Here is a 20,687-nt window from a genome sequence, read left to right on the forward strand (position 1 = left end):
CGGGGGTCGGCCCCGACCACGCGGGCGGCGTGGAGCCATGACCTAGTCTGTCCTCTGACGCGCGGGCCGCCCGGCCCGCAGGAGTGCCAAGGAGGCGCGGTGGCGGACGACCGGATCCTCACGATCCCGAACGCGCTGAGCTTCCTGCGCCTGCTCCTCGTGCCGGTCTTCCTGTGGCTCGTCCTGGGCCCCGAGCTCGACGAGATCGCCCTGCTGGTCCTCATGGCCTCGGGCATCACCGACTACCTCGACGGCAAGCTCGCCCGCGACCTGGGCCAGATGTCCAAGATCGGCGCGATCCTCGACCCCGTCGCCGACCGGCTGTACATCCTGGCCGTCGTCGTCGGCCTGGGCATGCGCGACATCATCCCGTGGTGGCTGGCCGTCCTGCTGCCGCTGCGCGACGTCTTCCTGTTCGGCCTGGTGCCGTTCCTGCGCACCCGCGGCTACAGCTCGCTGCCCGTCCACTTCCTGGGCAAGGCGGCTACCGCGGCGCTGCTCTACGCGTTCCCGCTGCTGCTGCTCGGCGACGGGTCCGGCACGGTCGCCGACCTCGCCAACGTCTTCGGCTGGGCCTTCACCATCTGGGGCGTCGGCCTCTACTGGTGGGCCGGCGTGCTCTACGCCTTCCAGGTCCAGCGCCTCCTCTCGACCATGCCGCGGGTGACCCGGGCGGCGTCATGACGCCCGTCCGCACCCCGTCGGGCACGTTCGAGCCCAGCGTCCTGGACACCATCGCCGCGAACGCGCTCGACGACGACTACTACGAGGTCCGCGCGGGCCGGTACGCCCGGTCGCGCGGGTGGGTCGCGGCGTCGGTGCTCGTGCTGTTCGGCGTCATGGTGACCATCGCGATCGTCCAGACCCGCGACGAGTCGCTCGACCGCCAGGTGGCCCGCGAGACGCTCGTGTCCGACATTCGCGCCCGCCAGGAGTCGCTCGGACGCGTCCAGGACACTCAGCGGACGCTGCGCTCGGAGGTCGCGGCGCTGCAGGCGGCCGCGGGCGACGAGGACCCCGACTACTCGGTGCGCCAGGTGCAGGCCGCCGACGTGCCGGTCGACGGCCCGGGCGTGGTGGTGCGCGTCGACGACGCCTCCGACGCCGTGCGCGTGACCGACCGCGACCTGCGCCTGCTCGTCAACGGACTGTGGGGCGCGGGGGCCGAGGCCGTGGCGGTCGACGGCCACCGCATCGGCACGCTGACGGCCATCCACGAGGCCGGCGGCGCGATCACGGTCAACTACTCCGCGGTCAACCCGCCGTACAAGGTCGAGGCGATCGGCGACAGCCGTGCCCTGGCCGACGGATTCACCGAGGGCCCGTTCGGCGAGTACTGGCGCATCCGCCAGGACGAGGTGGGCCTGAAGTTCGACATGCAGCGCGCCGATGAGCTCCAGCTCCCGGCCGTCCCCGGCGAGCGCGCCCGCGTCCGCCACGCGAAGGTGTGGGAGGGAGCGAAGAAGTGATCCCGGTCATCGGACTCGTCGTCGGTGTGGGGCTCGGCCTGTGGCTGCAGCCCACGGTGCCGCTCGGCCTGCAGCCCTACCTCCCCATCGCGATCGTCGCGGCGCTCGATGCCGTCATCGGCGCCGGTCGCGCGCTGGGGGAGCGGCGCTTCGACGAGCGCGTCTTCGTGGTGTCGTTCATCTCCAACGTCGTCATCGCCGCGCTCATCGTGTTCGTCGGTGACCAGCTGGGCGTCGGCTCGCAGCTCTCGACCGCGGTCGTGGTGGTGCTGGGCATCCGCATCTTCGCCAACATGGCGGCCATCCGCCGACGGGTCTTCCATGCCTGAGCCCCGCCGGCGCAAGCTGGTGCCGCAGCTGGTGGTGGCGGTCCTGCTGGGCGGGCTGGCGTTCGCGGTCACCGTGCAGGTGCGCGGCAACGACTCCGAGGCCTACTCGACGCTGCGCCAGACCGAGCTGGTCGAGCTGCTCCGCAGCCTGGACGCCGCGAACGAGCGGGCGTCCCAGCAGGTCGACGAGCTCACCCGCACCCGCGACGAGCTGGCCAGCTCCTCGCAGCAGTCGCAGGCCGCGCAGCGCCAGGCCGACAAGCGCGCCACCCAGCTCGGCATCCTGGCCGGCACGCTCGGCGCCCGCGGTCCCGGCGTCGAGCTGACCATCACCGACCCCGAGGACGACGTGAACGCGGCGATCCTGCTGGACGCCGTCGAGGAGCTGCGCGACGCCGGCGCCGAGGCGATCGTCGTCAACGGCACCGCGCGGGTCGTGGCGCAGACCTACTTCGTCGACGAGGGCGACGAGGTGCGGGTCGGCGGACGCACCGTGACGCGTCCGTTCGTCATCGAGGCGATCGGTGATCCGGACACGCTCGCCGAGGCCATGCGCATCCGTGGCGGCCTGCTCGACCGGGTCGAGAACAGCGGCGGCACCCTCGACATCGACACCCGCGACACGGTCACCATCACGGCCCTGGCCGACACCCAGGACCCCGAGTACGCTCGTCCCAGCTCATGACCCCCCACCCCCCGACCAGGAGCGTTTGAGTGACCCCCGAAGACCTGTACTACACCGAGGAGCACGAGTGGGTGCGCCTCGACGACGACGTGGCCGTCGTCGGCATCACCGACTACGCGCAGGACGCGCTCGGCGACATCGTCTACATCGACCTGCCGGCCGTGGGTGACACGGTCGAGGCCGGCGCGGTCGTGGGCGAGCTGGAGTCGACCAAGTCGGTCAGCGACATCTACGCGCCCGTCTCCGGAGAGGTCATCGCCCGCAACGACGCCCTCGAGGGTGGCCCGGAGGTCGTGAACTCCGACCCGTACGGCGAGGGCTGGCTGGTCAAGATCCGCGCCAGCGACGACGACCCGCGCGCCGGCCTGCTCGAGGCCGAGGCGTACGCCGCCCTCACCCGCGCGTAGCACGAACGGGCAGCGCCGGCCGGACCGTCACTGGTAGGTTGGAGCCCAACACTCACCCTTCCCTTGACGGCAAGCTTCAGGAGGCGAGCGATGTCCTCGGACACGGACGGACCGGTCGACAACCCCGGGGCCGAGGAGAGCGACGTCGAGAAGACGTCGACCATCTCGGTGCGCGGCATCGAGGTCGACACCGAGGAGATGTCGACCGACGACGTCGCCGCGGTCGAGGGCCTGCCCGAGGGCAGCGCGCTGCTCCTCGTCCAGCGTGGTCCGGGTGCCGGTGCCCGGTTCCTGCTCGACCGCGACACGGTCACGGTCGGGCGTCACCCCGACAGCGACATCTTCCTCGACGACATCACCGTCTCGCGGCGTCACGCGACGTTCACGCGCGTCGACGCGGGCTTCCAGGTCAGCGACCTGGGCAGCCTCAACGGCACCTACGTCAACCGTGACCGCATCGACGGTGACATCGCCCTGAGCAACGGCGACGAGGTGCAGATCGGCAAGTACCGCCTGATCTACGTCGCGTCGGTCGGGGGAGCCTCGGTGTGACCGAGACGTTCGCCGAGCTTCCGCGGCTCGGGATCGGCAAGGTCCTGGACGAGCTCCTGCCCGAGTTCCCCGACCTGACGATCACCAAGATCCGCTACCTGGAGTCCCAGGGACTGATCGAGCCCGAGCGCACGCCGTCCGGGTACCGCAAGTTCACCTACGGCGACGTCGAGCGACTCCGCTTCGTGCTGCGCAAGCAGCGCGACGACTTCTGGCCGCTCAGCCACATCCGCCAGGTCCTGGACGACATGGACCAGGGCGTCGTCCCGCCCACCGAGCTGGGCGAGACGGTCGCCGTCCCGCACCTGAAGCTGGCCGAGGACGGCCTGCCGAGCGCCGAGACGTTCTCGAGCCGGCGCAGCCAGGTGCGGCTGTCGCGCGAGGAGCTGCTGGCCTCGGCCCGCATCTCCGAGGAGATGCTCGACGCCGCCGAGCAGTTCGGCCTGGTGCGCCGGGCCAACCGGGCCTACTACGACGGCCACGCGCTGCAGGTCGCGGCGCTGGTCGCCGAGTTCACCGCGCTCGGCGTCCAGCCGCGTCACCTGCGCATCTTCCGCCAGGCCGTCGACCGCGAGATCGGCCTGTTCGACCAGGTCGTCGAGCCGCGCCGTCGGTCCGAGGACCCGCAGCAGGCCGCCCAGGCCGTGGCCGAGCTGGCCGCGCTCGCCGTCCGCCTGCACACCGTGATGCTCCAGGACGGGCTGGGCTGAGTCCCGTGCGCGAGGTCGAGGTCGTCGGCGTCCGGGTGGAGATGCCCTCCAGCCAGCCGCTCGTCCTGCTCCGCGAGGCCGAGGGCAACCGCTACCTGCCGATCTGGATCGGCGCCGTCGAGGCCACGGCCATCGCCTACGCCCACCAGGGCACCGTCTCGCCGCGTCCGCTCACCCACGAGCTCATGGCCACGCTGGTCGAGGCGCTCGGCGACGAGCTCACCGAGGTGCGCATCGTCGACGTGCGCGACAACGTCTTCTACGCCGAGCTCGTGTTCGCCTCCGGCGTGCAGGTCAGCGCCCGCCCGTCGGACTCGATCGCCCTGGCGCTGCGCAGCGGCACCCGCATCGTGTGCGCCGAGGACGTCCTCGACGCCGCCTCCATCTCCACGTCCCAGGACGAGGACGAGGAGATCGAGAAGTTCCGCGAGTTCCTCGACGAGATCGAGCCCGAGGACTTCGACCGCTAGCGGGCGGTTCGGCTCCGCCCCACCGGGTACCTGTGCTCCGCCGCCACCCAGCGAAGGAGCCCCGCTTGTCCCGGAACGACCCCGTCGAGACCGCCGCCGCCGACGTCCTGCCCGAGGGCACGACCCTGAGGGCCGAGCAGCGTGAGGCCATCGACGCGGTGCTGCAGGACGACACGATCGCGGTGCTGGCCACGGGCTCGGGCAAGACGTTCGTGTACGTCGTCGCCGGGCGTCTGCTCGGCGGGCTGACCGTCGTCGTCTCGCCCACCATCGCGCTGCAGGCCGACCAGGTCGCCGCCCTGCGCGAGGCCGGCGTGCGGGCCGAGACGTTCAACAGCACGCGCAGCGCGTCCCGCCGGCGCGCGGTGCTCGAGCAGGCCGCCGCCGGCGAGCTCGACGTCGTCCTGCTCGCTCCCGAGCAGCTGGCCGACGACGACGTGGTCGCCGCCCTGGCCGCGGCGCGCCCCGGGCTGCTGGCCGTCGACGAGGCCCACTGCGTGTCGGTCTGGGGCGTCGACTTCCGGCCCGACTACCTCGCGCTGGGACCGGTGGTCGAGGCGCTCGGCCGCCCGCGGGTGCTGGCGCTCACCGCCACCGCGCCGCCGGACCTGCGCCGGGCCATCGCGCACAACCTCGGCATGCGGGACGTCCGCACGATCGTCGGGGCAGCCGACCGGCCCGAGATCTACCTGTCGGCCCAGACGGTGCGCGACGAGGACGCGGTCGCCGAGCGCGTCCGCGAGCTGCTCGACGAGGACGCGTCCGGCGGGTCGCGGCTCGTCTACGTCGCCACCCGCCGCCGCGCCGAGGAGCTCGCGGCCGAGCTCGTCGAGGCCGGCGTCGACGCCGTCGCCTACCACGGCGCGATGAAGCGGGCCGAGCGCGAGCGCGTGCACGTCGGCTTCCGTGACGGCTCGCTGCGGACCGTCGTCGCGACGTCGGCGTTCGGGCTCGGCGTCGACCAGCCGGACGTCCGCCTGGTCGTCCACGCCGACCCGCCGGACACGCTCGACGAGTACTGGCAGGAGGCGGGCCGCGCCGGACGGGACGGCGAGCCGGCGAGCGCGGTGCTGCTGTCGCGCCCGGACGGCTACGGCCTGCGCCGGTTCTTCGCCGCGTCGGCCGGGGCGTCCGAGGACGACCTGCGCGCCGTCGTGGACGCGCTGGGCAAGGCGTCGGAGCCGTTGCGTCCGGCCGACGTGGCCCGGGCGGCCGGCCTGTCGCCGGCCCGCAGCCGCCGGGCGCTCAACGTGCTCGTGCGCACCGGCTCGGTGCGCGAGTCCGGCCCGGGAGCCCGGCTGCGGCCCGGGCCCGGACGTGACCAGCGCGTCGCCGCCGCGGTCGACTGGGTGGAGCGCGTCCGCGTCCGCCAGGAGACGGGGGTGGAGCTCGTGCGGCGCTACGCCGAGACCACCGACTGCCGCCGGCGCCTGGTGCTCGAGCTGCTGGGGGAGTCGCACCCCGAGCCGTGCGGACGCTGCGACTCGTGCGAGGCCGGCACGTCCGAGCCGGCGGACACGCGGCCGTACCCGATCGGCACGCGGGTCGAGCACGACGAGTGGGGCGCGGGCCGGGCGGTGCAGTACGAGGCCGACCGCGTGGTGGTGCTGTTCGACCGTGCCGGGTACCGCACGCTGGACCTGGAGACGGTGCGCGAGCACCACCTGCTGGACGTCGTCGCGACGCCGTCGAAGGCCGGCTGAGGACGGCGCGCGAAGCGACACGCGCCGCGCCGGGTGTCGGTCGTTGACCGGGGTAACCCTCACCCTTACCTTGAGACCTGCTGGCGATGACTACACGCGTGGGATTCGTCGCGGTACGCTTCCCCCTAGACCGCACCCGGAAGGTCCCATCGATGATCACGCCCCACGACGACGTCCCGCAGGACGACACCGCGCAGGTCGCGGCCCAGGCCGGCGACCAGGGCCTGCTGTTCGACGACGACCTGGCCCCCGTCCCGGACGACACCGGGTTCCGTGGTCCGACCGCGTGCAACGCCGCCGGCATCACCTACCGCCAGCTCGACTACTGGGCGCGCACCGGGCTCGTGGAGCCCTCGGTCCGCTCGGCCACCGGCTCGGGCACGCAGCGGCTGTACTCCTTCAAGGACATCCTGCTCCTCAAGATCATCAAGCGTCTGCTCGAGGCCGGCGTCTCGCTGCAGCAGATCCGCACCGCGATCGACCACCTGCGCGAGCGCGGCACCGACGACCTGACCCAGGTCACGCTCATGAGCGACGGCGCCAGCGTCTACGAGTGTCGTTCGGCCGACGAGGTCATCGACCTGCTCCGCGGCGGCCAGGGCGTCTTCGGCATCGCCATCGGCGGTGTCTGGAAGGAGATCGAGGGCTCGCTCCACGAGCTGCCCAGCGAGCGCGCGGTCTCGGCCGAGCAGCACGCCGACGACGAGCTCGCCGCCCGTCGTCGCGCGCGCCAGATCGGCTAGTCCTTCCGCTCGTTCAGGTGGCCGTGCAGCCGGGCCTTCAGCGGGTCCGGCGCCACCTTCACCGCCTGGCGCTGCAGCTTGTTGCGCGTCCCGGTGACCACCTCGTGCTTGCCGGCCATGAGCGCCTCGAAGCCCGCCTGCGCCACCATCGCCGGGTCGTCCTTGGTGCCCTCGTCCACCCGCGTGCCCTCGAGCCCGGCGCGGCGGAAGAACTCGGTGTCGGTCGGCCCCGGCAGCAGCGCGGTGACGCTCACCCCGTGCTCGGCCAGCTCGACCCGCAACGCCTCGCTGAGCGACTGCACGAACGCCTTGGACGCGGCGTAGGTCGCGTTGTACGGCCCCGGCATCTGCGACGCGATGGACGACGTGAACAGGATCCGTCCGCCCCGGTTGGCCACCATCGAGCGGGACACCGCCTTGGCCAGGTGCACCGTCGAGGCCACGTTCAGCCCCACCAGGCGCAGGTCGGCGTCCAGCGACGTCTCGACGAACGGCCCGCCGACACCGATGCCCGCGTTGAGGGCGGCCACCCCGATCGGCCGACGCAGCGCGTCCAGCCAGGCGACCAGGTCCTCGTTGCCCTGGCGGGTCGCGAGGTCGGTGACGAACGCCTGCGTGCCCGCGCCGAGCTCGGCCGCGACGTCGTGGATGCGCGGCTCCTCGGCCACGACGACCAGGTCGAAGCCGTTCGCCGCGATGACGCGGGCCAGCTCCAGGCCGATGCCGGACGAGGCGCCGGTCACCAGGGCGAAGGGACGGTCGTGGTCGGTCATGGTTCCTCCTCGGGGGTCGGACGGGACGTACCCAGCGGCGCGCGGCCGTACCGTGCCCGCGTGACGGACGTCTCCGCCGGATGTTGCTAGGCTGGCCGCGCTGATCACCACGCAGGGGAGAGACCGCTCAGGCGGCGCCGAAGGGGCAATTCCTCCCGGAACTCTCAGGCACCCGGACCCCGCGTGACAGGCAGTCCTGGAACCGCGCGCGGCGACAGGAGGGGAGGGCGTCCCGGCCCCGACCCTCAGGAGCACGTCCGTGACCTTCGCCGCCCGCCACATCGGCCCGACCGCCGCCGAGCAGGACGAGATGCTCGCCGCCGTCGGCTACCCCACGCTCGACGCGCTCATGGCCGCCGCCGTGCCCGAGGGCATCCGCACGGCCGCCTCGATGGGCCTGCCCGAGGCCGTGGACGAGGCGGCCGCGCTCGCCGGCCTGCGTGACCTGGCCGCCCGCAACAACCCGGGCGTCGCCATGATCGGTCTGGGCTACCACCCGACCACGACGCCGGCGGTCATCCGGCGCAACGTGCTCGAGGACCCGTCCTGGTACACCGCCTACACGCCGTACCAGCCCGAGATCAGCCAGGGCCGGCTCGAGGCGCTGCTCAACTTCCAGACCCTGGTCGGCGACCTGACCGGCCTGCCGACGGCCAACTCGTCGCTGCTGGACGAGGGCACGGCCGCGGCCGAGGCGATGACGCTGGTGCGCCGCGCGGTCCGGGGCCGCGACGCCGCGCCCGTCGTCCTCGACACCGGCCTGCACCCGCAGACGCTGGCGGTCGTCCGGACCCGCGCCGAGGCGCTCGGCATCGCGCTGGTCGAGGCCGACGTGCGCGAGGGCCTGCCGGTCGACGACTGCAGCGGCACGATCCTGGCCTACCCGCGCAGCGACGGGGCCGTGTCCGACCCGCGCGCGGTCATCGAGGCGACGCACGCCGCCGGGGGCCTGGCCGTCGTCGTGGCCGACCCGCTGGCGCTCGTCCTGCTCACCTCGCCCGGCGAGCTCGGTGCCGACGTCGCGGTCGGCTCGACCCAGCGCTTCGGCGTGCCGATGTTCTACGGCGGCCCGCACGCCGGCTACATGGCCGTCCGCGAGGGCCTCGAGCGCCACCTGCCGGGCCGCCTGGTCGGCGTCTCGGTCGACGCCCAGGGTCGTCCGGCCTATCGCCTGGCGCTGCAGACCCGCGAGCAGCACATCCGCCGCGAGAAGGCGACGTCGAACATCTGCACCGCGCAGGTGCTGCTCGCCGTCGCCGCGTCCATGTACGCGGTGCACCACGGCGCCGAGGGCCTGCGGGAGATCGCCCAGCGCGTCCACGACCACGCCACGTCGCTCGCCGCCGGTCTGCGCGCCGGTGGCGTCGACGTGCTGCACGAGCAGTTCTTCGACACCGTCACCGCCCGCGTGCCGGGCCGGGCGGACGACGTCGTCGCCCGGGCCCGCGTGGCCGGCATCCACCTGCGCCGGGTCGACGACGACACGGTCGGCGTCACCACGTCCGAGGTCACGACTGCCGCGCACGTCGAGGCCGTGCTCGAGGCGTTCGGCGCCGACGCCACCGCCCCCGAGGGCGTCCGCGCGCTGCCCGAGGAGCTGCTGCGCACCGACGCGATCCTGACCCACCCGGTGTTCTCCCAGCACCGCAGCGAGACCCAGCTGCTGCGCTACCTCAAGAAGCTCAGCGACCGCGACTACGCGCTCGACCGGGGCATGATCCCGCTCGGCTCGTGCACGATGAAGCTCAACGCCGCCGCCGAGATGGAGCCGATCAGCTACCCCGGCTTCGCCGACCTGCACCCGTTCGTGCCGGCCGAGGACGCCGCCGGGATGATCGAGCTCGTCGGCACCCTCGAGGGCTGGCTGGCCGCCGTGACCGGCTACGCCGCGGTCTCGATCCAGCCCAACGCGGGCTCGCAGGGCGAGCTCGCCGGCCTGCTGGCCATCCGGGCGTACCACCGCAGCCGGGGTGACGAGGGCCGCACGGTGTGCCTCATCCCCAGCTCGGCGCACGGCACCAACGCCGCGTCCGCGGTCATGGCCGGCATGAAGGTCGTCGTCGTGAAGTCCACCGAGCGCGGCGAGGTCGACCTGGACGACCTGCGGGCCCAGTGCGAGAAGCACGCCGACGACCTCGCGGCGATCATGGTCACCTACCCCTCGACCCACGGCGTGTACGAGCACGGCATCACCGAGCTGTGCGACGTCGTGCACGAGCACGGCGGCCAGGTGTACGTCGACGGCGCGAACCTCAACGCGCTCGTCGGGCACGCGCTGCCCGGCGAGTTCGGCGGCGACGTCTCGCACCTGAACCTGCACAAGACGTTCTGCATCCCGCACGGCGGCGGCGGCCCCGGCGTCGGTCCGGTCGCCGTGGCCGAGCACCTGCGTCCGTTCCTGCCGACCCACCCGCTGCACCCGGACCCGGCCCGTCGCGAGGGCGTCGGCGCGATCAGCGCGGCCCCGTTCGGCTCGGCCGGCATCCTGCCCATCCCGTACGCGTACGTGGCGATGATGGGCGCCGAGGGCCTGACGCAGGCGACCTCGGTGGCCGTGCTGAGCGCCAACTACGTGGCCGCCCGGCTCAAGGGCGCGTTCGAGGTGCTCTACGCCGGCGAGCACGGACTCGTGGCGCACGAGTGCATCCTGGACGTCCGTCCGCTCAGCAAGGCGTCCGGCACGAGCGTGGACGACGTCGCCAAGCGGCTCATCGACTACGGCTTCCACGCCCCGACGATGAGCTTCCCGGTGGCGGGCACGCTCATGGTGGAGCCGACCGAGTCCGAGGACCTGGCCGAGCTCGACCGGTTCGTCGAGGCGATGCTGGCCATCCGCAGCGAGATCGACGCGGTCGCGGCCGGCGAGTACCCCGAGGGCGACAACCCGCTGGTGAACGCGCCGCACACCGCCCGCGAGCTGCTCGAGTGGTCGCACGCCTACCCGGTCGCGACCGGTGTCTTCCCGTCGGGCAGCACCGACGACAAGTACTGGCCGCCGGTGGCGCGCATCGACCAGGCGTACGGCGACCGCAACCTGGTCTGCGCGTGCCCGCCGCTGGAGGCGTTCGCCGAGGCGTGAGGGCTACTGGTCCTTCCACCAGGTGAGGACGCGCTCGACCACCGGTGCCGGGGTGCGCACCCAGTGCAGGTGGTCGGTCGTGCCGCCCTCCGGCGCGGCGTGCTGGGCGTAGACCCAACGCTCCATCGCGTCCGGATCGACGAACCGCTCGCCGAACCACTTGGTGGCGGCCGAGACGGCGTAGTGGTCGCTCTGCAGGTGCACGGCCAGCGTCGGCTGGCTCACGCGGCCGGGACCCCACGGCGGCGTGCCGCGCATCGAGAACCGCGACCACTCGGCCATGATGGTGCGGGCTCCAGGCGCTCCGAACAGCGGCGGAGCCACGAACCCGCGGGTCGCGTTGCTGGCGCGGACGAGCGCGTTGAGCAGCAGGATGTGGGCGCCGCCGTGCGGGTAGAGCCGGAACCAGGGGGCGCCCGCACCGACGAGCACGACGCCGTCGGCCGGCGTGCCGGTGAGCTGGTTGGCCACGGCCAGGTGCCCGCCGAGGCTGTGCCCGAGCAGCACGACGGGCCGGTCGGGCCGCTCGGAGCGGACCCGCTCGACGGCGCGGGCGACGTCGGCCGTCTCGTCGGCGTACGACCAGTCGTTCGTCCGGGACGCGACCGGCTCGCCCTTGACGAAGCCGCGGCGGGGGAGCGCCTCGGCCTCCCAGCCCCGCTCGGCGAAGCCGGCGACGAGCGGTCGGTAGAACGCGCCCGGCACGGCCATGGCGGGACAGATCAGCACGATCGGGTCGGACATGCGCACCATCATGACAGCATCACTGTCAGCGTCCGACCCTGGCCGCCGACGGGCGAGGACCCGCGTGGGACACTGGTCGGCGGTCGAGCCGAGGAGCGGAGCACAGGTGAACGAGGTCGTCGGGTACGCGCTGGCGGTCGGCGCGCTGCTGGTGGGTGCGTGGGCGGTGGTGCTCATGGTGCGCGACCGGCAGGTCGACAACGGGTTCTTCTACGCCACCGCCGCGCTGGAGCTGGTGCTCGTCGGTGCCTTCGTCGCCGGGTGCGTCGCGCTGGCCGGCACCAGCCGCGACGTCGACGGCGTGCTGTTCGTCTCCTACTTCCTGGCCGCCGTGCTGGCCGTGCCCGTCGCCCTGGTCTGGGCCATCGCCGAGAAGTCGCGGTGGGGCACCGGCGTGCTGGTCGTGGCCATGCTGACCGTCGCCGTGCTCATGGTGCGGGTCGTCGACATCTGGACGGGGAGCTATGTCTGAGCCGCGCGGGGCGACCACGCCGCACGACACGTCGCACGGCTTCGGCCGGATGCTCGTGGCCGTCTACGCGGTCTTCGCCCTGGCTGCGACCGCCCGGTCGGCGTTCCAGCTGGCCACCGACTTCGGGGCCGCGCCGGTCGCGTACCTGCTCTCGGCGGTCGCCGGCGTGGTCTACGTCCTGGCCACGGTGGCGCTCGCCCGGTCGAACCGGCGGCTCGCCGTGGTGACCATCGGGTTCGAGCTCGTGGGGGTCCTGACGGTCGGCGTGCTGTCGCTCGCGGACGCCGAGCTGTTCCCCGACGACTCCGTGTGGTCCGGGTTCGGTGCAGGCTACGGGTACGTGCCGCTGCTGCTGCCGCTCGTCGGGCTGTGGTGGCTGCGGCGCACCGCACGCCGGTAGACCGAGCTCGCCGGCCGCACGCAGGGAGGCTCGCATGAGCGTCGAGGGGACCGCGCAGTACCGGCTGCAGTCGCGCTGGGCGCTGCCGACGGACGTCGACCACGCCTGGGACGTCGTGGAGTCGCTGCTCGACTCCGGCGACCCGTTCGTGTGGTGGGACGCCGTCACCGTCGAGGGGCACGACCACGAGGGGATGCACGTCGTCACCGCCAGCCACCTGGGCTACGTGCTGCGGTTCGTGCTGACGGACGTCGAGGTGCGACGGCCCGACCGCGTGACGGTCCGCGCGAGCGGTGACCTGCAGGGCCACGGCATCGTGCGGGTGCGGCCGGACGGCGAGTGCAGCGCGATCGAGATCGACTGGGAGGTCGAGACCACCCGCCGATGGATGCGCGTGGTCGGACCGGTCGCGCGTCCGGCGTTCGTCGCCGCCCACGGCCAGGTCATGCGACAGGGGCGCAAGGCGTTCGTCCGCTGGCTGCGTCCGCAGCTGCCGGTCGACGGCTGGGAGTAGCTCCCTTCGACAGGCTCAGGGAGCGGGTCGCGGCTCAGGGAGCGGGGCGCCAGGCGGGGGAGAGGCGCACGACGTCGCCCAGCACCGTGATGGCCGGGGCGCGGCAGCCGACGCGGACCGCCTCGTCGGCGATGGTCTCCAGCGTCCCGACGGTGACCCGCTGCTGCGGCGTGGTGCCGCGCTCGACGACGGCGACCGGCGTCGCCGGCGAGCGTCCCGCCGCCACGAGCGCCGCGGCGCTCTCACGCAGGCGGCGCACGCCCATGAGCAGCACGACGGTGTGCGACGGCTCGACCGGCAGGGTGTCGAGCTCCTCGTGGCCGGTCAGCACGCTGAAGCCGTTGGCGACGCCGCGGTGGGTGACCGGGATGCCGGCCGCCGCGCACACGGCGATCGCGCTGGTGACGCCCGGGACGACCTCGACCGGGACGCCGGCGGACTCGCAGGCCTCGCGCTCCTCGCCGCCGCGGCCGAACACGTACGGGTCACCGCCCTTGAGCCGGACGACGACCTTGCCGGCCCGGGCCCGGTCGACGAGCAGGCGGTTGATCTCCTCCTGCGGCACGGGGTGGTGGTCGGGCTTCTTGCCGACGTCGATCACCTCGACGTCCGGGTCGAGCTCGTCGAGCACGGTGTGCGGGGCGAGCCGGTCGACCACGACGACGTCGGCTTCGGCCAGCAGGCGGCGCCCGCGGGCGGTCAGCAGGCCGGGGTCACCGGGCCCGCCGCCGACCAGCGCGACGCGGCCGCCGGGGTGGTGGGTGCGGTGGCGCAGCGGCAGCTCCCCGGCCTCGAGCGCGGTGGCGATCGCGTCGCGCAGCACGGCGGCGCGGCGCGCGTCGCCACCGCCGCTCACCGCGACCACGACGTCGTCGACCCGCGAGACCGCCGGCGTCCAGGCCGTCGCGCCGTCGGGGTCGCCGCCCTTGAGGCACCAGACCCGCGCGTCCTCGGCGTCGGCGGACACCCGGTCGTCCACCCCGGGCTCGGCGGTGGCCGTCTGCACGAGCCACGCACCGTCCAGGTCGCCCGTGCGGTACGTGCGCTCGACCCAGGTGACGTCACCGCGGTCGACGCTCGCGCGCAGCGAGTCCGACAGCTCGGGCGACACGACGGTCACGAGGGCTCCGGCGTCGACGTAGCTGGCCGCGCGCCGCGTCGCGACGTGCCCGCCGCCGACGACCACGACCTTGCGGCCGGCCAGGCGCAGGCTCAGCGGCAGCGGCGGGTGCTCCATCAGCCGACGGGGGCCGCGTGCGCGAGCAGCGCGTCGCCGACCATGCCGGCGGCGAGCGTGTGCCCCTCCTGCGGGTCGACGACCAGGAACGCGCCGGTGCTCCGCGAGCGGGTGTACTGCTCGGCCGGCACGGCCTGGGCCAGGCGCAGCGTCACGTGCCCGATGTCGTTGAGCCCCAGGGACGTCGCGGGCACCAGCGCCGCCGCGTCGAGGTCGAGCACGCCGTCGATGGTGCGGACGATCGCCTGCACCGTGCGCGTGCCGTGCTTGACCAGCACGCGCGCACCCGGGTGCAGGGGCGCGTCCGACAGCCACGCGAGCGTGCCCTCGACGTCCTGCGTGGCGACGGGGACGTCGTCGGAGCCGGCGAGCAGGTCGCCGCGGGCCAGGTCGATGTCGTCGGCCAGGCGCAGCGTCACCGACTGCGGCGCGAACGCCTCGGTGAGCTCGCCGTCGGCGGTGTCGATGCCGACCACGGTGGACGTGCGTCCGCTCGGCAGCGCGGTGACCGGGTCGCCGACGCGGACCGAGCCGGACGCGACCTGGCCGGCGTAGCCGCGGTAGTCGCGGAACCGGTCGTCGGCGGCGCTCTGCGGGCGGATGACGAGCTGCACGGGGAACCGCAGCGGCTCCACGTCGGGGTCGCCGACGGGGGAGAGGGTCTCCAGCAGCTCCAGCAGGGTCGGCCCGTCGTACCAGGGCGTGCGCGCGGAGGCGGTGACGACGTTGTCGCCCTCGAGCGCCGACACCGGCACCGTGGTGACGTCGGCGAGGCCGAGGCCGCGTGCGGTCTGCTGCACCTGCTCGGCGACGTCGGCGTAGACGCCGCCGTCGAAGTCGACCAGGTCGATCTTGTTGACCACGACGACGACGTGCGGGACGCGCAGCAGCGACGCGACGGCCAGGTGGCGCCGGGTCTGCTCCTGCACGCCGTGGCGGACGTCCACGAGCAGCACGACCACGTCGGCGGTGCTCGCGCCGGTGACCGTGTTGCGCGTGTACTGCACGTGACCGGGGCAGTCGGCCAGGATGAACGAGCGGTTCGCGGTGGCGAAGTAGCGGTAGGCGACGTCGATCGTGATGCCCTGCTCGCGCTCGGACCGCAGCCCGTCGGTGAGCAGCGCGAGGTCGGCGGTGGCCAGCCCGCGGTCGCGGCTGACGCGCTCGATCGAGTCGAACTGGTCGGCCAGCACCGACTTGGAGTCGAACAGCAGGCGTCCGACCAGCGTGGACTTGCCGTCGTCCACCGAGCCGGCCGTGGCCAGGCGCAGGAGCGTGCTCATCAGAAGTAGCCCTCCTTCTTGCGGTCCTCCATGGCGGCCTCGGACATCCGGTCGTCGGCGCGCGTGGCGCCGCGCTCGGTGACCCGGGTGGCGGCGACCTCGGTGACGACGTCGGCGACGGTGACGGCGTCGCTCTCGACGGCGCCGGTGCAGCTCATGTCGCCGACGGTGCGGTAGCGGACCTGGCGGCGCTCGACGGTCTCGCCGTCGCGCGGCTGGGAGTGCTCGCCGACGGCCAGCAGCATCCCGTCGCGCTCGAAGACCTCGCGCTCGTGGGCGTAGTACAGGCCCGGCAGCTCGATCTTCTCCTGCGCGATGTACTGCCAGACGTCCAGCTCGGTCCAGTTGCTGAGCGGGAAGACGCGCACGTGCTCGCCGGGGCGGTGGCGCCCGTTGTACAGGTTCCACAGCTCGGGCCGCTGGTTGCGCGGGTCCCACTGGCCGAACTCGTCGCGCAGGCTGAACACGCGCTCCTTGGCCCGGGCCTTCTCCTCGTCGCGGCGGCCGCCGCCGAAGACCGCGTCGAAGCGGTGGCCGGCGATCGCGTCGAGCAGCGGCTGGGTCTGCAGCGGGTTGCGCGTGCCGTCGGCCCGCTCGCGCAGGCGTCCGTCGTCGATGTAGTCCTGGACGCTGGCCACCTCCAGGCGGATGCCCAGGCGCTCGACCGTCGCGTCGCGGAAGGCCAGCACCTCGGGGAAGTTGTGCCCGGTGTCGACGTGCAGGACGCCGAACGGCACCGGCGCGGGCCAGAACGCCTTCACCGCCAGGTGCAGCATGACGACGGAGTCCTTGCCGCCGCTGAACAGCAGGACGGGACGCTCGAACTCGGCGCCCACCTCGCGGATGATGTGGATCGCCTCGGACTCCAGCCACTGCAGCTGGGTCAGGCGACGCGTGTCGGTGTCGGTCATCGGCTCTCTCGTCAGGTGTGCAGGCCGCACTCGGTCTTGGCGAACCCCGCCCAGCGTCCGGCCCGCGGGTCCTCGCCCGGGGCCACCCGTCGGGTGCAGGGCGCGCAGCCGATCGACGGGTAGCCGTCGGCCATGAGCGGGTTGAGGATCACGTCGTGCTCGCCGGCGTAGGCCAGCAGCTCGTCGAACGTCCACGCGGCCAGCGGGTTGACCTTGACCAGGTGGTTCTTCTCGTCCCAGGTCACCAGCGGCGTGTCGGCCCGGGTGGGGCCCTCGTCGCGGCGCACGCCGGTGATCCAGACCTCGTACTCGGCGAGCGTCCGGGTGAGCGGCTCGACCTTGCGCAGAGCGCAGCACAGGGCCGGGTCGCGCTCGTACAGGCGCGGGCCGTGCTCGGCGTCCTGCTCGGCGACGCTCTGGCGCGGCATGACGTCGACGATGGTCAGCTCCATGGCCGACTCGACGGCGTCGCGGGTGCCGGACGTCTCGGCGAAGTGGTAGCCCGTCTCCAGGAACAGCGTGTCGACCCAGGGCAGGTGTCCGGCGACGACGTGCGGCAGGACGGCGTCCTGCATGGAGCAGGCCACGGCCGTGCGGTAGCCGAACTCCTCGGCGACCCAGGCGAGCACCTCGTCGGTCGTCGCCCCGGCGAGCCGTTGCGACGCCTCCTCGGCGATCGCCCGCAGGGTCGCGGTGTCGCGGCGGGGCGGCAGGTCGCGGGCCTCGTGGTGGGCGGTGCGGGCGTCGTCGTGGGCGCGCTGGCGCTCACGCTGCTCGGCGAACGTGCTGGTCATGGTCGACCCCCTTCCTGGCGGACGTGTCCAGCCTACGGTCGCCGGGCGAGGCGTCCGGGGACGATCCGCATCGCGGACGCGGGCCCGTCGCGGGGTGTCGGGAGGGGGCGCGGGACCGTACGCTCGGGGCATGGCGCGCTACCTGGACATCCATCCCGTGAACCCCCAGCAGCGAACGGTCGACCAGGCGGTGGGCATCCTGCGCGACGGCGGGCTCATCGCCTACCCGACGGACTCCGGCTACGCGCTGGGCGCCCAGCTCGGCGACAAGGACGCCATCGACCGGATCAAGGAGATCCGCCGGCTCGACGACAAGCACCACTTCACCCTGGTGTGCCGCGACTTCGCCCAGCTGGGGCAGTTCGTGCACGTCGACAACTCGATCTTCCGCGCCGTGAAGGCCGCGACGCCGGGCCCGTACACGTTCATCCTGCCGGCCACCCGCGAGGTGCCGCGCCGGCTGCTGCACCCCAAGAAGAAGACCGTCGGCGTGCGCATCCCGGACTACCCGATCGTCACCGCGCTGCTGGCCGAGCTCGGTGAGCCGATCCTGTCGACCACGCTGATCCTGCCGGGGGAGACCACGGCCATGACGACGGCGTGGGAGATCCAGGAGGCGCTGGACAACCAGGTCGACGCGATCGTCGACCCGGGCGACGAGGTCGTGGGCGAGCCGACCACCGTCGTCGACCTGTCCGAGGACGAGCCGCAGGTCGTCCGCGTCGGCGCGGGGGACCCGTCCCGCTTCGAGTGAGCCGACCTGGCACGATCGCCGGGTGATCGTGCACGAGCGTCCCTGGGACGACCCCGCCGGAGAGCGGCTCCGCGCCGCGCAGCGCGCCGAGATGGCTGAGCGCTACGGCACCGACGACAGCGACCCGAGCACGCCGCCGAGCGCGGCGGACGTGACGGTCTTCGTGGTGCTGGAGGACGAGTCCGGCGAGGCGCTGGCGTGCGGCGCCCTGCGCGCGATCGACGCCGAGCACGGCGAGCTCAAGCGGATGTTCGTCGACCCGGCCCACCGCGGTCGCGGGGCGTCGAGGATCGTGCTCGCCGCCCTCGAGCAGAAGGCCCGCGACCTCGGCTGGACGCGCCTCGTGCTGGAGACGGGCACGCGCCAGCACGAGGCGGTCGGGCTCTACGAGTCGTCCGGGTACGCCGCGATCGAGCCGTTCGGCCCGTACGTCGGATCGGCGTGGTCGCTCTGCTACGCCAAGGAGCTGTAGCTCAGTCCTCGAAGGTGCTGTCGAGGTGCATCTGGCGCTCGGTGCCGGCGACGTCGATCTCGCCGCGGACCACGACCACCGGGCACTGCGAGTGGCGCACGCACTGCTCGCTCACCGAGCCGAGCACCAGGCCCTTGAAGCCGCCGAGGCCGCGCGGGCCGACCACGAGCAGGTTGGCGCCGGACGAGGCCTCGATGAGCGAGTTGGCCGCCGAGCCGTGCGGCGCGTCCAGCTCGACCGCGACGTCGTCGTAGCGCGCGCGGATGGCCGCGGTGTCGGCCTCCAGCGCCTTGCGCACCGCGTCGCCGAAGTCCGACAGCGGCGGGACGTAGCCGCGCTCCCAGGTGTCCGGACGCGGCGCGGTGGCCATCGTCCAGGACCGCAGGACCTTGACGGACGCACCGGAGCGGCGCGCGAGGTCGAGGGCCCAGGTGAGGGCGTCGTCGGCGAACGAGGATCCGTCGTGACCGACCAGGATGAGGTGGCTGTCTGCGCTCATGACCCGACTCTATCCACGCTCCGTGCCGCGTCGGCCGGGCCCGGCGGGTCGGGTGCGGGGCACAACCAGGGCTCAGCCGAGCAGCGGGAACAGGCGGGCCTGCTCGCCGAGCTCGGCCCGGTCGGCGTCGTCCAGCGGCGAGCGTCCGGTGCCCTTGAGCACGGCGGTGAGGTCGTCCCAGCCGGCCGGGAGCGGCCCGCGGGCGAGCGGCACGAGCACAGAGCGCACCTCGGCCAGCGCGGCGTCCGGCGGCTCCGGCGCGTCCGGCACGTCGACGGTGAGGTCGAGCAGGTGGACGGTCGCCTCCAGCAGCAGCGTGTGCACGAGGTCGCCGGTGGCGATCGCGTGCCCCTGCGTGGCCAGCACGTCCGGCTCGGCGACGCGGCACGCGTGCGCCGCGGCGCGCGAGGTCTCGACCCACTCGTCGACCAACGCGGCCGGGTCGGGGTGGGCGGCCGCCGTCGCACGGACGAGGGCGACGTGCGCCCGCGCGCCGTCGGTGTCCTGGGGCCGGAAGCCGCGCCAGTACGACACGCGGTCGGTGTCGGGCAGGGAGTCGGCCGGGGTGCTGAGCGTGACCAGGGCGCGGCGGGCGTCGAGCAGCAGGTGGGCGAGCAGCTCGTGGACGGTCCAGCTCGTGCGGGTGGGACGCGCCCAGGTCTCCGGGCGGCGCACCACCTGCGTGACGCGCTCGTAGACCTCGGCGAGCAGGTCGGCGGTGCTCACGGCCGTCACAGCGCCCGGTAGTCGATGCGAGACATCCGCGGACCGCGCCGCGGTGCCTGCGCGTGCGGGCTGAGACCGAGCAGACGGAAGACCCGCCACCGGTGCGGGCGCCAGGGCTCGAGGAACGCCTCGACGTCGGGCTCGGGCAGCGGACGGCCGGTCAGCGGGACGCCCACGACGGCGGGGAGGTGGTAGTCGCCGATCGAGACGGCGTCGGGGTCGCCGAGGGCGCGCTGCCCGACCTCGGCGGCGGTCCAGACGCCGATGCCGGGGATGCTGCGGAGCCCGGAGTAGAGCCGGGCGGGGTCGTCGGTACCGAGCCGCTCGATGCTCGGCGCGAGGCGCGCGGCGGCCTGCAGCGTCCGGGCGCGCTCGGGGCCGACGCCGGCGCGGTGCCAGTCCCAGGTCGGGATCGAGGCCCACGTCTCGGCGGTGGGGAAGACCCGCATGCCGTCGGGAGCCGGTCCGGGCGCGGCGTCGCCGAGCCGGGTGACCAGGCGGCGGAAGGACGCGAAGGCGTCGAGTCCGACCACCTTCTGCTCGATGATCGCCGGGACGAGGGCTTCCAGGACGCGGTGGGTGGCCGGCACGCGCAGACCGGGGAAGCGGCGGTGCGCGTCGGCCAGCAGCGGGTGGATCGGCTCGAACCCGGCCGGGTCGTCCCGGGCGCCGAGCAGGTCGGGGACCCCGTCGAGCAGCTCGCCGGCGCCGTCGCCCCACGCCCGGACCCGGACCCGACGAGGGTCGAGCTGCACGAGCGCGTAGGTGACCGGCCCGGACGGCATGCGGCTGGTGCGCCACACGACGTCGCCCAGCCGCCGCATCGTCGGGTCGCCGGGGCCGCGCCGCAGCGGCGAGAGCGTGCGCCACAGGTCGACGCCGAAGCCGAGCTCGACCACGGCGTCGACGTCAGGGCTCATGCCTCCAGCCTGACACGGGCACCCGACACCCGAGGGGGAGG

Annotated in this window: 25 protein-coding genes and 1 riboswitch; of the genes, 16 read left to right on the top strand and 9 right to left on the bottom strand. The window is 73.7% G+C overall.

What is annotated here, in order from left to right:
• The first annotated feature begins 99 nt into the window (after positions 1-99).
• The 10 genes from E0W78_RS15655 (at position 100) to E0W78_RS15700 (ending at position 7,068) form a co-directional block, all read left to right on the top strand.
• Positions 100-684 carry a CDP-alcohol phosphatidyltransferase family protein gene (locus E0W78_RS15655; RefSeq protein ID WP_131404869.1) on the top strand — a complete coding sequence of 195 codons (585 nt, stop codon included), beginning with the start codon at positions 100-102 and terminating at the stop codon, positions 682-684.
• Complete coding sequence (locus E0W78_RS15660) at positions 681-1,469, top strand: DUF881 domain-containing protein (protein ID WP_131404870.1); 789 nt, start codon at positions 681-683, stop codon at positions 1,467-1,469. The genes E0W78_RS15655 and E0W78_RS15660 overlap by 4 nt, the downstream gene beginning before the upstream one ends.
• Complete coding sequence (locus E0W78_RS15665) at positions 1,466-1,798, top strand: small basic family protein (RefSeq protein WP_131404871.1); 333 nt, start codon at positions 1,466-1,468, stop codon at positions 1,796-1,798. Before E0W78_RS15660 ends, E0W78_RS15665 begins: the two co-directional genes overlap by 4 nt.
• Positions 1,791-2,483 (top strand): DUF881 domain-containing protein, encoded by a 693-nt coding sequence (locus E0W78_RS15670; RefSeq protein WP_131404872.1) that lies wholly within the window; start codon positions 1,791-1,793, stop codon positions 2,481-2,483. The genes E0W78_RS15665 and E0W78_RS15670 overlap by 8 nt, the downstream gene beginning before the upstream one ends.
• A 29-nt stretch (positions 2,484-2,512) precedes the next feature.
• Entirely contained in the window at positions 2,513-2,890 is a 378-nt protein-coding gene (gene gcvH / locus E0W78_RS15675) for a glycine cleavage system protein GcvH (protein WP_131404873.1), read from the top strand.
• A gap of 90 nt (positions 2,891-2,980) precedes the next feature.
• The gene (locus tag E0W78_RS15680) at positions 2,981-3,442 is read left to right on the top strand and encodes an FHA domain-containing protein (RefSeq protein ID WP_131404874.1); all 462 of its coding nucleotides are present in this window, start codon (positions 2,981-2,983) and stop codon (positions 3,440-3,442) included.
• A complete protein-coding gene (locus tag E0W78_RS15685) occupies positions 3,439-4,152 on the top strand; it encodes a MerR family transcriptional regulator (RefSeq protein ID WP_131404875.1) in 714 nt (237 codons plus the stop codon). The genes E0W78_RS15680 and E0W78_RS15685 overlap by 4 nt, the downstream gene beginning before the upstream one ends.
• Positions 4,153-4,157: 5 nt before the next feature.
• Positions 4,158-4,622: a bifunctional nuclease family protein gene (locus E0W78_RS15690; protein WP_131404876.1), complete on the top strand. Its 465-nt coding sequence runs from the start codon at positions 4,158-4,160 to the stop codon at positions 4,620-4,622.
• Positions 4,623-4,687: 65 nt separating this feature from the next.
• On the top strand, positions 4,688-6,325 hold the full coding sequence (locus E0W78_RS15695) for a RecQ family ATP-dependent DNA helicase (RefSeq protein ID WP_207392790.1): 1,638 nt from the start codon (positions 4,688-4,690) through the stop codon (positions 6,323-6,325).
• A 152-nt stretch (positions 6,326-6,477) separates the two neighbouring features.
• Complete coding sequence (locus E0W78_RS15700; RefSeq protein ID WP_131404877.1) at positions 6,478-7,068, top strand: MerR family transcriptional regulator; 591 nt, start codon at positions 6,478-6,480, stop codon at positions 7,066-7,068.
• Here E0W78_RS15700 and E0W78_RS15705 read toward each other — a convergent pair.
• Positions 7,065-7,841 (bottom strand): SDR family NAD(P)-dependent oxidoreductase, encoded by a 777-nt coding sequence (locus E0W78_RS15705; RefSeq protein ID WP_131404878.1) that lies wholly within the window; start codon positions 7,839-7,841, stop codon positions 7,065-7,067. The two genes, E0W78_RS15700 and E0W78_RS15705, sit on opposite strands and share 4 nt — an antisense overlap.
• 104 nt (positions 7,842-7,945) lie before the next feature.
• A riboswitch (glycine riboswitch) is annotated at positions 7,946-8,031 on the top strand.
• Positions 8,032-8,100: 69 nt separating this feature from the next.
• Here E0W78_RS15705 and gcvP point away from each other — a divergent pair.
• Positions 8,101-10,920, top strand: coding sequence for an aminomethyl-transferring glycine dehydrogenase (gcvP, locus tag E0W78_RS15710; protein WP_131404879.1), 2,820 nt, complete (start codon positions 8,101-8,103; stop codon positions 10,918-10,920).
• A gap of 3 nt (positions 10,921-10,923) precedes the next feature.
• Here the strand turns inward: gcvP and E0W78_RS15715 are convergent, their stop codons facing one another.
• On the bottom strand, positions 10,924-11,664 hold the full coding sequence (locus E0W78_RS15715) for an alpha/beta fold hydrolase (RefSeq protein WP_131404880.1): 741 nt from the start codon (positions 11,662-11,664) through the stop codon (positions 10,924-10,926).
• A gap of 106 nt (positions 11,665-11,770) precedes the next feature.
• Between E0W78_RS15715 and E0W78_RS15720 the strand changes: the two genes are divergently transcribed.
• From E0W78_RS15720 to E0W78_RS15730, 3 genes are read left to right on the top strand one after another with little or no spacing between them, the layout of a single operon-like run.
• Entirely contained in the window at positions 11,771-12,136 is a 366-nt protein-coding gene (locus tag E0W78_RS15720; RefSeq protein WP_131404881.1) for a hypothetical protein, read from the top strand.
• Positions 12,129-12,536, top strand: coding sequence for a hypothetical protein (locus E0W78_RS15725; protein ID WP_131404882.1), 408 nt, complete (start codon positions 12,129-12,131; stop codon positions 12,534-12,536). The genes E0W78_RS15720 and E0W78_RS15725 overlap by 8 nt, the downstream gene beginning before the upstream one ends.
• 34 nt (positions 12,537-12,570) lie before the next feature.
• Positions 12,571-13,050 (top strand): hypothetical protein, encoded by a 480-nt coding sequence (locus E0W78_RS15730; protein WP_131404883.1) that lies wholly within the window; start codon positions 12,571-12,573, stop codon positions 13,048-13,050.
• A gap of 34 nt (positions 13,051-13,084) precedes the next feature.
• On the opposite strand, the gene cobA is transcribed toward E0W78_RS15730, so the two are convergent.
• From cobA to E0W78_RS15750, 4 genes are read right to left on the bottom strand one after another with little or no spacing between them, the layout of a single operon-like run.
• Entirely contained in the window at positions 13,085-14,287 is a 1,203-nt protein-coding gene (gene cobA, locus E0W78_RS15735; RefSeq protein WP_131404884.1) for a uroporphyrinogen-III C-methyltransferase, read from the bottom strand.
• Positions 14,287-15,570, bottom strand: a complete 1,284-nt coding sequence (locus E0W78_RS15740; RefSeq protein ID WP_131404885.1) for a GTP-binding protein — start codon at positions 15,568-15,570, stop codon at positions 14,287-14,289. The genes cobA and E0W78_RS15740 overlap by 1 nt, the downstream gene beginning before the upstream one ends.
• Positions 15,570-16,481 carry a sulfate adenylyltransferase subunit CysD gene (gene cysD / locus E0W78_RS15745; RefSeq protein ID WP_131404886.1) on the bottom strand — a complete coding sequence of 304 codons (912 nt, stop codon included), beginning with the start codon at positions 16,479-16,481 and terminating at the stop codon, positions 15,570-15,572. The genes E0W78_RS15740 and cysD overlap by 1 nt, the downstream gene beginning before the upstream one ends.
• An 11-nt stretch (positions 16,482-16,492) precedes the next feature.
• Positions 16,493-17,275 (bottom strand): phosphoadenylyl-sulfate reductase, encoded by a 783-nt coding sequence (locus tag E0W78_RS15750; protein WP_131404887.1) that lies wholly within the window; start codon positions 17,273-17,275, stop codon positions 16,493-16,495.
• A 130-nt stretch (positions 17,276-17,405) separates the two neighbouring features.
• Between E0W78_RS15750 and E0W78_RS15755 the strand changes: the two genes are divergently transcribed.
• Positions 17,406-18,029, top strand: coding sequence for an L-threonylcarbamoyladenylate synthase (locus E0W78_RS15755; RefSeq protein ID WP_131404888.1), 624 nt, complete (start codon positions 17,406-17,408; stop codon positions 18,027-18,029).
• 22 nt (positions 18,030-18,051) lie between these two features.
• Positions 18,052-18,501: a GNAT family N-acetyltransferase gene (locus E0W78_RS15760; protein WP_242686386.1), complete on the top strand. Its 450-nt coding sequence runs from the start codon at positions 18,052-18,054 to the stop codon at positions 18,499-18,501.
• Between the two features lies 1 nt (position 18,502).
• Here the strand turns inward: E0W78_RS15760 and E0W78_RS15765 are convergent, their stop codons facing one another.
• The 3 genes from E0W78_RS15765 to E0W78_RS15775 all read right to left on the bottom strand — a co-directional run bounded on the left by E0W78_RS15765 (position 18,503) and on the right by E0W78_RS15775 (position 20,646).
• On the bottom strand, positions 18,503-19,000 hold the full coding sequence (locus tag E0W78_RS15765; RefSeq protein WP_131404889.1) for a universal stress protein: 498 nt from the start codon (positions 18,998-19,000) through the stop codon (positions 18,503-18,505).
• Positions 19,001-19,072: 72 nt separating this feature from the next.
• A complete protein-coding gene (locus tag E0W78_RS15770; protein WP_165570540.1) occupies positions 19,073-19,726 on the bottom strand; it encodes a maleylpyruvate isomerase N-terminal domain-containing protein in 654 nt (217 codons plus the stop codon).
• Positions 19,727-19,731: 5 nt separating this feature from the next.
• Complete coding sequence (locus E0W78_RS15775) at positions 19,732-20,646, bottom strand: DNA-3-methyladenine glycosylase (protein WP_131404890.1); 915 nt, start codon at positions 20,644-20,646, stop codon at positions 19,732-19,734.
• Positions 20,647-20,687 lie beyond the last annotated feature (41 nt).

Source organism: Aeromicrobium sp. IC_218 (assembly GCF_004336805.1).
Classification (GTDB): domain Bacteria; phylum Actinomycetota; class Actinomycetes; order Propionibacteriales; family Nocardioidaceae; genus Aeromicrobium.